Consider the following 12793-nt stretch of genomic DNA (forward strand, 5'->3'; position numbering starts at 1 on the left):
GCGCACGGATCGCCTGATCCGGTCGTCCGCGGTAGCGCCGCCAGGCCTCGGTGGAGTGCATGGTGGCGAAGCTTCGGCGAGGCCGATGGTGGACGGAAACTGGACGTCGAGGCGCGCAGCCTGGTCCCGGCGAACGCGACCGATGGGCACGTGAACCGCGGAGTGTTCGCATGGTGAACCAAAGTGGTCGAAGTGAATCAAAATCGGGCGCTTGAATATGCTCTGATGATGTCGCACCTAACCTGGACTCGACGCGAGACCGATAGCCTCACGAGGAGCCTATCGACCTCGGAACGAACTGACGCGGGAGAACAACCATGAGCGCCGATAAGCATCCAACCATCATCTACACGCTGACCGACGAGGCGCCGTTACTCGCGACCTACGCCTTCCTGCCGATCGTGCGCACCTTCGCCGGTGCCGCAGGCATCGAGGTCGAGTCCAGCGACATTTCGGTACCGGCGCGGATCCTGGCCGAGTTCCCCGACCGCCTCACCGAAGAGCAGCGCGTCCCGGACAACTTGGCCGAGCTGGGTCGGCTGACGCAACTGCCCGAGACCAACATCATCAAGCTGCCGAACATCAGCGCGTCTGTGCCGCAGCTCCTGGCCGCCATCAAGGAACTGCAGGGCAAGGGCTACCAGATTCCGGACTTTCCGGAAGCCCCCAAGACCGACGAGGAACGCGATATCCGGCAGCGCTACGGCAGGATCCTCGGCAGTGCGGTCAACCCGGTCCTGCGTGAGGGCAACTCCGACCGCCGCGCACCCCGGGCGGTGAAGGAGTACGTCCGCAAGCACCCGCACAGCATGGGTGAGTGGTCGATGGCCTCGCGCAGCCACGTCGCGCACATGCGGCACGGCGACTTCTACCACGGCGAGAAGTCGATGACACTGGACCGGCAGCGCACGGTCCGGATGGAGTTGGTGACCAAGAGCGGCGAGACGATCGTCCTCAAGGAGGGGCTGACCCTGGGCGAGGGCGACATCATGGACAGCATGTTCATGAGCAAGAAGGCCTTGCTCGACTTCTACGAGGAGCAGATGGAGGATGCGCGCAAGACGGGCGTGATGTTCTCCCTCCACGTCAAGGCGACGATGATGAAGGTTTCGCACCCCATCGTCTTCGGTCACGCGGTGAAGACCTTCTACAAGGACGCCTTCGCCAAGCATCAGAAGCTGTTCGACGAACTGGGCGTGAACGTCAACAACGGCCTCGTCGATCTCTACGACAAGATCGAGACACTGCCGAGCACGCAGCGCGAGGAGATCATTCAGGACCTGCACGACTGCCATGAGCACCGTCCGGAGTTGGCCATGGTCGACTCCGCCCGCGGCATCTCGAACTTCCATTCGCCCAGCGACGTCATCGTGGACGCCTCGATGCCCGCGATGATCCGCTCGGGCGGCATGATGTACGGCGCAGACGGGCGACTCAAGGATGCCAAGGCGGTGATGCCGGAGTCCACGTTCGCGCGCATCTACCAGGAGATCATCAACTTCTGTAAGACCAACGGCGCGTTCGACCCGACGACCATGGGCACCGTCCCCAACGTCGGGCTCATGGCGCAAAAGGCCGAGGAGTACGGCTCGCACGACAAGACCTTCGAGATTCCGGAGGACGGCGACGCCAACTTCGTGGATGTCGAGACCGGTGAGGTTCTGCTCACCCAGCAGGTCGAGGCGGGTGACATCTGGCGCATGTGCACCGTCAAGGACGCGCCGATCCGCGACTGGGTCAAGCTCGCGGTCACCCGGGCACGCAACTCCGGCATGCCGGTCCTGTTCTGGCTCGACCCGTACCGCCCGCACGAGAACGAGCTGATCAAGAAGGTCGAGCTGTACCTGCAGGACCATGACACCGAGGGCCTCGACATCCAGATCATGTCGCAGGTGCGCTCGATGCGGTACACGCTGGAGCGGCTGATCCGCGGGATGGACACCATCGCCGCGACCGGCAACATCCTGCGCGACTACCTCACCGACCTGTTCCCGATCCTGGAACTCGGCACGAGCGCCAAGATGCTGTCGATCGTGCCGCTGATGGCCGGCGGTGGCATGTACGAGACGGGCGCCGGTGGGTCGGCGCCCAAGCACGTCAAGCAGCTTGTGGAGGAGAATCACCTGCGATGGGATTCGCTCGGTGAGTTCCTGGCGCTGGCCGTCAGCCTCGAGGACCTCGGCATCAAGACCGGCAACGAGCACGCCAAGATCCTGGCCAAGACGCTCGACGCGGCGACCGGCAAGCTGCTGGACGAGAACAAGAACCCGTCGCGCAAGACCGGCGAGCTCGACAACCGGGGCAGCCAGTTCTACCTCGCGTTGTACTGGGCACAGGAACTCGCCGCGCAGACCGAGGACAAGGAACTGGCGGAACGTTTCGCCACGCTTGCCGAGGCGTTGACCGAAAACGAGGAGACCATCGTGCGGGAGCTCATTGAGGTGCAGGGCTCGCCGGTTGACATCGGCGGCTACTACCAGCCGGACAGCGAGAAGGCCGACGCCGCGATGAGGCCGAGCAAGACTTTGAACACCACGCTGGCGGCCGCACAACAGTGAGCCCGAACCACTGATCCGCCGGTTCGGGACCTGTGCACGGGTCGAACACTGGTGCGGGGCAGGGCCCTGGCCCTTGTGGGTCAGGGCCGCCCCTCCAGCGACCTTGTGACCGCCAAGTCGTCGAGCAGCCCCAAAAATGCCCGGGCACAGGGGAGGTCGGCAGTGGCCCCCGCCACGGTGGGCCAGTCGACCTGCTCGCGCAATGCGCGGGCGACCGGCAGCATCGGCACGAAATCACACCGATGGGAACCGAGACGACGGAGTTTGTCGATCATCAGATCGGTTCCGCTGAGGACCGGTGCCCAGATCTGCCCGATCCGCATCGTCTCGGCACGCTCGAGGAGTCCCTCCCCGGTCCCGGTGGTAGAGGCCGGATGCAGCAGGGTGACCCGGAGGTCACTGCCGACGAGCCGTCGTGACCCGAGTCGGGAGGAAACGATGGACCGCATCCCACCCGCAGCCAACGCGGTCCGTGCCTCGGTCAGGTGTTCGTCCGAGGCGATGATGGTCACCTGGTGCTCGGCTGGCGGTCCGCCGCGAGCGTGGACGGCGCAGTCCCCGCCGACCGCGAACGGCACGTCAGCGGCCGAGAGGATGTTCACCGCCCGCCCCAGCGTCCGCATCAGCTGGGCTTCGCGGGCCGCGACTATCCGAACGGTGGGGTAATCCTCCGCCCGTGGGGAACACTGGCGCGGCGGATGCTCGGTGGTCATGACCGGTGGATACCCGGCGTCGCAGACCTCAACCGTGCCATGGGTCGTCTCGCTTCACGGAGAGCGGCCACGGGAAGTAGATCGACGGATCTTCGTGAGGGGCGCGTCCGCCTGCGAGCTTGTCACCGCAGGTGGCGATAGGGTTCCTGCCGATGGCTAAGTCGGTGGCGCGGTTCTTCGCCTCCACCGAAGCTGCTAGTCGGATTGGTTGAGGGTGTCCATGATGCGGTCGTGAATCCAGGTTTCGAGCTTTTGGCCGGCGGCGTGGGCGGCATCGTGGGCGCGGGCTTGGAGAAAGCTGACGCAACGGTGTCACGACGGCATCGTTGGCCGAGGTACCTGCGCCGTAATCGACACCTTTGCCGGAGCCAGCGCAACGTGTTGATGAGGTGGATGGGGTCCGGCCGTGTCCCCTTGCACCCACTGGTTACGCCGACTCTGCGCCGACGGTGGTGCGGAACGGGCCGGGTCGGGCATGGAGGTTCCAGAGCCGATCGGCCAGGGCGTCGGGGGCGTAGAGCGGGTCGCCACCACCGATCGCGCCGGGGGTGATGAGCTGTTTGACGTGAGTGTTCTGGGGTGTGAGGGCCTCGTGGAGCATTGCGCCGTAGTCGGTTTCATCGGCGAGTGCGGTCGAGGTGCCCGCGACGTCGCCGTTCGGTGTTGCGGCGCTGGAACCGTTACCGTGAATCCCTCCCGCCCGAAGCATCGGGCCGTCGCCGCGCCGAGCCCGGGTCCGGGGCCGATGATTGCAATGGTCGTTTTCGACAGGATGGAGTCGCCGAAGCGTTATTCGCCGGTGGTGTGGGCCGGATGGTCGGCTGACGCGGTGGGGGTGAGGTTGGTGGCGGCCCAGTTGGCGAGCAGGGTCATGGCGTCGGCCGACGGGCTGCCGGGTTCGACGCTGTAGAGGGTCAGGACCAGGCCAGGGTCGGCGGGCAGCGGCATTGTTTCGTAGTCGATGGTGATGTCGCCGACGACGGGGTGGTGGAAGGTCTTGGTGCCGGTGTAGTGCAGGCGCACATTGTGTTTGGCCCAGCGGACCCGGAATTCATCGCTGCGGGTGGATAATTCACCGACGAGGTCGGAGATGCCGCGGTCGTACGGGTCGCGGCCGGCGTCGGTGCGCAACAGATTGACCGCGCCGTCGGCCATCTGGTCCCAATCGGGATAGAACTCGCGGGCACGGGGGTCGAGGAAGCAGAAGCGGACGAAGTTGACCGCCTTGCTGGGATCGGGGTGCAGTTGGTCCGGGTAGAGGGGCGAATAGAAGGCGTAGGCGAGCTGGTTCGCGGCGACGAGGTCGTGGCGGGCGTTGCGTACGAATGCGGGCCCGGTGTAGCCGTCGAGGAGTCGCTGCACCATCGGCCGCACCGCCTTGGTGCGGCGTGAGCGGACTCGTTGCGGGCTGCTGAGGGCGCTGCGGTGCAGGTCGAACAGATGGGAGCGTTCGGCGTCGTCGAGTTCGAGGGCACGCGCGATGGCGTCGAGCACGGATTCGGAGATGCCGTTGACCTTGCCGCGTTCGATCTGGGTGTAGTAGTCGACCGAGAGCCCGGCCAGGGTGGCGACCTCTTGGCGGCGCAGCCCGGGGACACGGCGCTTGGCGGCGTCGTAGACCGGCAGACCGACGTGCTCGGGGGTGATCTTGGCCCGCCGTGACGAAAGGAATTGGCCGATCTCGGCGACTCGGTTGGTGGACTCCATACAACCGAGGCTACGACCTTCGCGTCGGCGGTTGCCAGGTGCTGTGAGGGGGGGTGCTGGCAGCACCCCCCTAATCTTCGCCTCCCACGCGAGCGGTTAGCGGCGTTGCATGGATGCTGCGAGCACGGAGGTGCTCTGCGACCGAATCCTTCGATATCGACGAGGTGACATGACCACGCAAACGCCTGTTCAACCGAGCACCAGCACCAGCACTGGCCTGCCTGTGCTGGTGTATGTGCTGGCGGCCGGGATCTTCCTGATGGGCACGACCGAGTTCATGGTCGCCGGACTGTTGCCCGACGTCGCCGCGGATCTGGGTGTGGATATCGCCCGGGCCGGGTTGCTGGTCACGGCGTTTGCGGTCGGCATGATCATCGGCCCGCCGGTGATGGCGCTGGCCACGCTGCGGTTGCCCGCCCGGGCGACCTTGATTGGGGCGCTGATGGTGTTCTCCGCCGGGCACGTGGTGGCCGCGGTCAGCGACTCGTTCACCGTCGTCACCGCCTCCCGCGTCCTCACCGCGCTGGCGACGGGCACGTTCTGGGCGACCGGTGCGGTGGTGGCGGCCGCGGTCGCCGGACCGGGGGCGAGCGCGCGGGCATTGGCGGTGCTCTCGGGTGGGTTGAGCCTGGCCGTGGTCGCCGGTGTCCCGTTGGGCACCTTCGCCGGTCAGTTCACCGGGTGGCGGGGCCCGTTCTGGATGCTGGCAGTGCTGGCGGTTCCGGCGATCGTCGCTGTTCATCGGTTCGCTCCGGGCACCGCGACCGGGGACACGGTGAGTGTGTCGGCGGATTCGGAGATCTCGGCAGTGCGGCCGTGGCGGGTGTGGGCGGTGCTGGGTGCGATCATGCTGGCGCAGGCCGGGTTCCTCGGCGCCTACAGCTTCATCAGCCCGCTGCTGACCGACCGCGCCGGCATCTCCGCCGCGCTGGTGCCGCTGGTACTTGTCGGTTTCGGTGTCGGCGCCCTGGTGGGGACCGCGCTGGCCGGTCGGATCGGCGACCGGTGGCCGCTGGCGACCATCGCCGCGGCGGTAGCACTGACCTCGGTTCTGCTGCTCGTCCTGGCAGCGACCGCAGGCCACGGGGCGATCGTGGTGGGTCTGATCATCGTCCTGGGTGCCTCCGGGCTCGGGGCGAACCCGGTGCTGATCGCCCAGACCATGCGATTCGCCGGACATGGCTCCCGGCTGGCGTCGTCGCTGGCGACCGCGGCCTTCAACCTCGGCACCGCCGCCGGAACGGCGTTAGCCGCGACCACCTTGTCGACGTCACTGGGTGTGGTCGGGCCGGCGGTCCTCGGCGCCGCGATCACGGCCACCGCGCTGATACCGATCGCACTGCTGGCGACCACCCGGGCGCGTCCTGCCGCCGGCAACCCGCCGCCCCGACCCACCCACGAGGAGACGCTGCGGGTCCCCACGTCCGTGAGCTAGAGCGCGGCTGAACACCGCTACAGGAGAAAAACCATGCGCCCCATGATCACCGGGCTGGTCGTCCTCGCGACAGCCGTCACCGCCGTCGCCGGGCTCACCGCCTGCGCGAGCACAACGGACTCGGCAGAAAACAGTGCGCCGTCGGCGTCACCGACCGCGCAACCTGCGACGTCGCAACCTGGTCAGGAAGGACCGTTCACGCAGATTCGGTTGAGGATCGGCGCCTCGGAGGCGACCGCACGACTCTACGACAACGCCACGGCACGAGACTTCGCATCCCTGATACCGGTGACGATCACCCTGCACGACCTCGGCGGCCGCGAGAAGGCCGGACCGCTGCCTCGCGAGCTCGCCGACGGTGCGGGCCAGAGCAGCTACCGGACCGGGCAACTCGGCTACTGGCCACCCACCAATGACCTGGCCATCTACTACCGCGACGACGGTTTCACGATTCCCGATCCCGGGATCGTGATGATCGGCGAGATCGACACCGGACTCGACGCCATCACCGACGCCGACGGCAACGGCACCCTCACCATCACCGCCGCCTGATCACCCCAACGACCGAAGAGGACCACCATGCGTGGAGTAGTGATGTATGCCCCCGGCGATGTTCGCGTCGTCGAGCGGGAAGACCCGAAGATCATCGAGCCGACCGACGCGATCATCCGGATCATCGCGACCTGCATCTGCGGATCCGACCTGTGGCCGTACCGGGGTGTGGAACCGGTCGATCACACCCTGATGGGACACGAGTACGTCGGCGTCGTGGAGGAAATCGGTGCCGCCGTGCAGACCGTGTCGGTCGGTGATTTCGTCGTCGGGTCGTTCGCCGTCTCCGACAACACCTGCGAGATCTGCCGCGCCGGCTACCAATCCCGTTGCCTGCACGGCTCCTTCGTCGCCGGAGACATCGGCACCCAGGCAGAGAAGGCCCGCATCCCGTACGCCGACGGAACGCTGGTGGCGACGCCCGGTCAGCCGGAGATGGACCTGGTTCCCTCGCTGCTGGCGGCCTCGGATGTCCTTGGGACGGGCTGGTTCGCCGCCGTCGCCGCCGAGGCCGGACCCGGTAAGACCGTGGCCGTGGTCGGTGACGGTGCCGTCGGCCTGATGGGTGTGCTCGCCGCCCAACAGCTCGGCGCCGAACGGATCATCGCCATGTCCCGGCACGCCGACCGCCAAGGGTTGGCCAGCCAGTTCGGTGCCACCGACATCGTGGAATCCCGCGGCGACGAGGGTGTCGCCGCGATCAAGGAACTCACCGGCGGGCTCGGCGCACACAGCGTCATCGAAGCCGTCGGCACCGAGGAGTCGATGCTGCAGGCCATCCGCTCGACCCGGCCCGGCGGGCACGTCGGCTACGTCGGCGTCTCCCACGACGGTGTCACCCTGCCCGCCAACCAACTGTTCTTCGCCGAAGTGCACTTGATGGGCGGCCCCGCACCGGTCCGCCGCTTCCTGCCGGAGCTGATCGACCTGATCTGGCGCCGCGAGATCGATCCCGGCAAGGTCTTCGACCTCACCCTCCCGCTGGACCAGGCGGCCGAGGGCTACCAGGCGATGCACGAGCGCCGCGCCATCAAAACCCTGCTCACCCTCTGACCTCCCGCCCCCAACTCACTCACACACACCAGGAGTGCCGCAATGACCAACACCAGAACCACCGCGCGGCGAGGCCATAGCCGCTGGAGCAGGATCGCCGGCGCCGGGGTTGCCACGCTCGCCGTCCTGGCCGCCTCAGCCTGCTCCGCCACCGACTCGAACACCTCCTCGGCGGCTCCTGCCTCGCCGGTCGCGAACCCGGCCTCCGGGGATCTGTCTAACGGTGCCGACAACTTCTACACCAGTGACCAGGTCACCATGGAGAAGGTGACGTTCACGAACCAGTACCGGATGGACGTCTCCGGCAACCTGTTCGTCCCCAAGAACCTCGCCGCCGGCACCCTCGCAGCCGCCATGGTCGTCGGCCACCCCATGGGCGCGGTCAAGGAGCAGAGCGCCAACCTCTACGCCACCAAAATGGCCGAGCAAGGTTTCGTGACGCTCTCGCTGGACCTGGCGTTCTGGGGCGGCAGCGCGGGTGAACCCCGCAACGCCGTCGCCCCCGACCTCTACACCGAAAACTTCTCCGCCGGCGTGGACTTCCTGCGCACCCAGGACACCGTCGATCCCGAACGCATCGGCGCGCTCGGCATCTGCGGCAGCGGCAGCTTCGTCATCTCCGCCGCCAAGATCGACCCCCGCATCAAGGCCGTCGCCACGGTCAGCATGTACGACATGGGCGGCGCCAACCGCAACGGGCTGGGCCACTCCGTCACCCCCGAGCAGCGCCAGGCGATCCTCGCCCAAGCCGCTACGCAGCGTGATGTCGAATTCACCGGCGGCCCTGTCGAATACACCAGCGGAACCGTCCGCGAACTGGCCGCGGACTCGACTCCCATCGAACGCGAGTTCTACGACTTCTACCGCACCCAGCGCGGCGCATTCACCCCCGAAGGCACCACCCCGGACCTGACTACGCACCCGACGCTGTCGAGCAACGCGAAGTTCATGAATTTCTACCCCTTCAACGACATCGAGACCATCTCGCCGCGCCCGATGCTGTTCGTCACCGGCGAAAACGCCCACTCCCGCGAGTTCAGCGAAGAGGCCTACCGCCTCGCCGGTGACCGCAAGGAACTGGTGATCGTGCCCGGCGCCGGGCACGTCGACCTCTACGACCGCACTGAACTGATCCCGTTCGACAAGCTGACCGAGTTCTACACCCAGAACCTCACCTAACGGCATGCGGGCAGCGACCGGCAACCCGGTTTGAGTGTTCTTACCCCACAAGAGGACCCACGGGTATGCCAGCGGTGCACCGACTACGCACGCCGGCATACCCGGTTCAACTGTCAACCTCGACGAGCGATGCCCGGACACCACGACAACCAAGAGGGCGTAACACAACTCCGCGCTCTCGCGGCGACAAGGCCGCACAGCGCCGCGAGCATGCGAAACCGCATAGGAGGGCACCGACGGAAGGACACCGATGATCGGGAACAGTAGTCACGACAACCACGATCGAGCAGGAACCATCGCGATCGGGCTCGCCATCGCGATCACCGCCATCCTGACCTACCTGGATTCACTGATCTATTGACCGCTCGGAACCGCCCCCGTCACGACGCGAGCCGTAACGGAGGATGGTGTCCGTCTACTGGAAGTACGTCCCAACCTCCCGCGCTCCCTTAGCGTTGATGGTGGAGCAGCAACACGAGATCGGAGCGTTGCTAGACAGCAGGCGTGCAATGCCCGAGCGCATCTACGACCGCACAATCGCCGAGGACCTGAATCCAGTGTTCGACGGCGACGGTGCCTCGGAGCTGGTCTGCGGGCTGGTCCGGTTCACCCCGGGCGCTCGCACCAACTGGCACGCCCACGGCAACGGGCAGCTGCCACCACGTGGCTGGAGCCGGTCACCGCGGAGCAGTACGCCGCTGCGCACACTGCTGCAGGGGTGGAGTGATAGCGATCAGCGACGACACGAAGCGCATCCACGATCAGTTGGCGGGCTTGATCGGAAAATTTCTCGAACGTCATTGACGCTCCTTCGCGGACTGCATCCCGTGACTGACGGGAGTGGGTTCACTGGATCGGTCAATGTGTGGAGAGGTGGCAGGTTCCCGGGCGGCCCCGTCCCTGTCTGCGCCGCGTTCGGGTGTGTTGTGTTGTGCTGATGGCGGTTAGCTGCCGAAGATGGTGCCGAGATCGTCGACGTCGGGGGCGTCGCCGGCGGCGGGGGGCGCGGGATCCTCGCCGGCGACGGCAACGGTGACGACCGTGGAGGCTTGTTGGACGGTGAACTCCGTGCCGGGCCATTGTGCCAGGTAGTCCTCGATTCCGGGGTAGTCGGAGATCCACATGGCCGGGTCGGTATCGGTGCGCGAGCAAGAGGCCAGTGCGACGTAGGAGCCGTCCGGAACGTCCATCACCGACTGGGTTGTCGTCCCTGGTTGAACCTCGCCTGTCTCGTACAGTGATTGACCGGCGCTGAGGACGTCGCGGACGGGTGGCAGCACCCTGTCGGGGGCAGGTGCGAGAGAAGTTCCGCAGCCGATGATGGTGCCGCTGTTGTTGGTGATGGTGTTGGTGACGGTCGATCCGTCAACGGTGAAGGCGAAGATGACGTCGGTGGTTTCGGCCGCTGATGCCGGCGCGGCCGCTGCGACTGCCAGTGGGATGGTGGCCACGGCAAGGAGGGTGGTACGGGCGATCATGGGCATGCGGTGTCATGAGTAGTGATGTGTGCATCCTGCAGCAGAAACCGACCGACTGGCATTGTTCCGTGAGTTTTGGTGAACCGGTGGACTTCGTTGTTGTCGACGGTCACCGCCCGGTTGCGCTGGCGACGTCAATGTCTCATTGGCTCTGCGTAATTCGGAATTGCCGATGGTGTTGGAATCAGGACGGACCGCGGGACGCATTAATGGGTCACCCGGTGCGGATTTCCTGGAGACTGTTCAGTCATGACCGATCAACTGCACGCCGACCTCATAGAACGTCTGGGTCGGGCTGTCGCCCGTGCCGCGATGGATGGTGACCCCCTGTTCGGCACCGTCGAGGTCACCATCGCCGAGCTGACTGAGCTGCTCGAACGCCGAATCCCTCCCGGTGAATGACCGGGGGAGATCTGGTCTGGGCTGACGCGCGTTCGTCGCGCATACACTAGGGCGATGACCGATTCGTCAGCGCCGGTGGCTCCGTTCGGGCGCGTTCTTACAGCGATGGCTACGGCGTTCACCGGGGATGGCGAGATCGATGAGGAGGCGACTGCTCGGATCGCCCTACATCTGGTCGATCATGGGCACGACGGCCTTGTCGTCTCGGGGACGACCGGTGAGGCGGCCACTACTACCACCGCCGAGGACGGTCGGATCTTGCAAGTGGTCAAGGATGCGGTGGGCGACCGCGCAAAAATCGTTGCCGGAGTAGGAACGAACGACACACGGCACACACTGGAATTGGCGAGGCAGGCTGTCATGCACGGGGCTGACGGGCTGCTGCTGGTGACGCCGTATTACAACAAGCCGAGCCAGGGCGGTGTACTGCAGCACTTTCGGTACGTCGTGGAGGCAGTCGATGCTCCTGTCATGGTCTACGACATTCCCGGCCGGGCCGGTACCAAGCTGGCGCCGTCGACGTTCGAGACGATGGCGGAGTGGCCGTCCGTGGTGGCGGTGAAGGATGCCGCTGGAGATCCCACTCAGGCGATCATGTTGCGCGAATTGGGCTATGCGGTCTACTCGGGAGACGACAGCCTCACGCTGGGTTTCCTGGCGTATGGGGCGTGCGGGGTCGTCTCGGTTCTCGGTCACGTGGCAGGTGACGAGATCCGCACGATGATCGACGCCTTCTTCTCGGGGGAGGTCGAAACCGCACGGGAGATCAATGCCCGCCTGCAGCCGGCGTTGCGTGCGGTCATGGGTGTCCCCAATTACGGCGCGACGACGGTCAAGGGGGCACTGCAGTTGCTCGGTGTGCTGCAGAACAGAACCGTGCGGTCCCCGCTCCTTGCCCTCGACGACGGCGAGTACGAGGCGTTGCGGACGGGGCTGCTCGCTTCGGGTTTGCTGCACTGACCGAGCAGTGCACGGGGTCGCCGTGGTTGTCAGGTGCCGGGGGCGGCACGGGTGGCGACTGGTTGTCTGAGGATGGTGCGTTGCTTCTCGGGCGCGATCCTGCGGAAGTCGTTGAGGTAAATCTCGTGGTGCTTGCCGGACACACGTAGTCCGTTGCTGGGGATGAAATCGTCATGCAGTTGTGCGAGCACGGCTGCTTCGTCGTCGAAGGAGCCGGCGTGCAGTGTCTGCACACACCGCCCTTCGCTCAGATCCGCGAGTCGGACGTCGTCGAGGCGTACCGGGCGGTTCTTGGCACCGGCCTGGTCGACCGCGGTGGCAAACATGGCCTGGTCGACCCACTTCGGGGTCATGATCATCATCGTCCAGTCCCATCGCGACTTGTCCCGCACCGTGGTGAAGGAGTCCATGTCATCGGCCCACCACAAGCCCTCCAGCGGAGGAACGACATAGTCGCGGCCGAGGTCACGCTTGCTGGCGAACTTCAGCTTGTATGCGAGGGGGTAGAGAGCTTCGACGGCGTCGCTGAATGCCGGTGAGGTGTTGGGGTCGCCGTGACCGTCGATCATGAGGTATTGCAGGTCGGGCACATCCACGATCCGGAACTCGCCTCGGGGGGACTGGTAGGCGGCGAGGGTCTTCTTGAAGTCGGTCTTGTCCGTCATCGGGCACCTGGACTCGCGTAGCGAGCCACCACCTTTCTGCCTCCAAGAGGCTCGACGAAGAGAAGAACACCTCACGCGCCGAGCTGCGAGG

General features: G+C 66.0%; 12 protein-coding genes. 7 read left to right on the forward strand and 5 right to left on the reverse strand.

Annotated elements, in window-relative coordinates; translation table 11 throughout:
* Positions 1-317 precede the first annotated feature (317 nt).
* On the forward strand, positions 318-2558 hold the full coding sequence (locus QM693_RS07960; protein WP_283351931.1) for an NADP-dependent isocitrate dehydrogenase: 2241 nt from the start codon (positions 318-320) through the stop codon (positions 2556-2558).
* Between the two features lie 80 nt (positions 2559-2638).
* Here the strand turns inward: QM693_RS07960 and QM693_RS07965 are convergent, their stop codons facing one another.
* From QM693_RS07965 to QM693_RS07975, 3 genes are all read right to left on the reverse strand, one after another.
* Positions 2639-3271, reverse strand: coding sequence for a hypothetical protein (locus tag QM693_RS07965; protein ID WP_283351932.1), 633 nt, complete (start codon positions 3269-3271; stop codon positions 2639-2641).
* 427 nt (positions 3272-3698) lie between these two features.
* Positions 3699-3980, reverse strand: coding sequence for a hypothetical protein (locus tag QM693_RS07970; RefSeq protein ID WP_283335284.1), 282 nt, complete (start codon positions 3978-3980; stop codon positions 3699-3701).
* An 80-nt stretch (positions 3981-4060) separates the two neighbouring features.
* Entirely contained in the window at positions 4061-4978 is a 918-nt protein-coding gene (locus QM693_RS07975; RefSeq protein WP_283335285.1) for a helix-turn-helix transcriptional regulator, read from the reverse strand.
* Between the two features lie 169 nt (positions 4979-5147).
* Here QM693_RS07975 and QM693_RS07980 point away from each other — a divergent pair, with 169 nt between their 5' ends.
* From QM693_RS07980 to QM693_RS07995, 4 genes are read left to right on the forward strand one after another with little or no spacing between them, the layout of a single operon-like run.
* Entirely contained in the window at positions 5148-6413 is a 1266-nt protein-coding gene (locus QM693_RS07980; RefSeq protein WP_283351933.1) for an MFS transporter, read from the forward strand.
* Positions 6414-6446: 33 nt separating this feature from the next.
* Positions 6447-6965: a cyclophilin-like fold protein gene (locus tag QM693_RS07985; protein WP_283351934.1), complete on the forward strand. Its 519-nt coding sequence runs from the start codon at positions 6447-6449 to the stop codon at positions 6963-6965.
* Between the two features lie 27 nt (positions 6966-6992).
* The gene (locus QM693_RS07990; protein WP_283351935.1) at positions 6993-8018 is read left to right on the forward strand and encodes a zinc-dependent alcohol dehydrogenase family protein; all 1026 of its coding nucleotides are present in this window, start codon (positions 6993-6995) and stop codon (positions 8016-8018) included.
* A gap of 42 nt (positions 8019-8060) precedes the next feature.
* Positions 8061-9197 carry an alpha/beta hydrolase gene (locus QM693_RS07995; protein WP_280780222.1) on the forward strand — a complete coding sequence of 379 codons (1137 nt, stop codon included), beginning with the start codon at positions 8061-8063 and terminating at the stop codon, positions 9195-9197.
* Positions 9198-10141: 944 nt separating this feature from the next.
* Here QM693_RS07995 and QM693_RS08000 read toward each other — a convergent pair.
* The gene (locus QM693_RS08000; protein WP_283351936.1) at positions 10142-10681 is read right to left on the reverse strand and encodes a hypothetical protein; all 540 of its coding nucleotides are present in this window, start codon (positions 10679-10681) and stop codon (positions 10142-10144) included.
* A gap of 243 nt (positions 10682-10924) precedes the next feature.
* Here QM693_RS08000 and QM693_RS08005 point away from each other — a divergent pair, with 243 nt between their 5' ends.
* Both QM693_RS08005 and dapA read left to right on the forward strand, forming a co-directional pair.
* Complete coding sequence (locus QM693_RS08005; RefSeq protein ID WP_280780224.1) at positions 10925-11077, forward strand: hypothetical protein; 153 nt, start codon at positions 10925-10927, stop codon at positions 11075-11077.
* A 54-nt stretch (positions 11078-11131) separates the two neighbouring features.
* Positions 11132-12037: a 4-hydroxy-tetrahydrodipicolinate synthase gene (gene dapA / locus QM693_RS08010; RefSeq protein ID WP_283351937.1), complete on the forward strand. Its 906-nt coding sequence runs from the start codon at positions 11132-11134 to the stop codon at positions 12035-12037.
* 29 nt (positions 12038-12066) lie between these two features.
* Here the strand turns inward: dapA and QM693_RS08015 are convergent, their stop codons facing one another.
* Positions 12067-12702 carry a GyrI-like domain-containing protein gene (locus QM693_RS08015; RefSeq protein ID WP_283351938.1) on the reverse strand — a complete coding sequence of 212 codons (636 nt, stop codon included), beginning with the start codon at positions 12700-12702 and terminating at the stop codon, positions 12067-12069.
* Positions 12703-12793 lie beyond the last annotated feature (91 nt).

This window comes from Rhodococcus sp. IEGM 1305 (assembly GCF_030058635.1).
GTDB lineage: Bacteria > Actinomycetota > Actinomycetes > Mycobacteriales > Mycobacteriaceae > Rhodococcus_F > Rhodococcus_F opacus_D.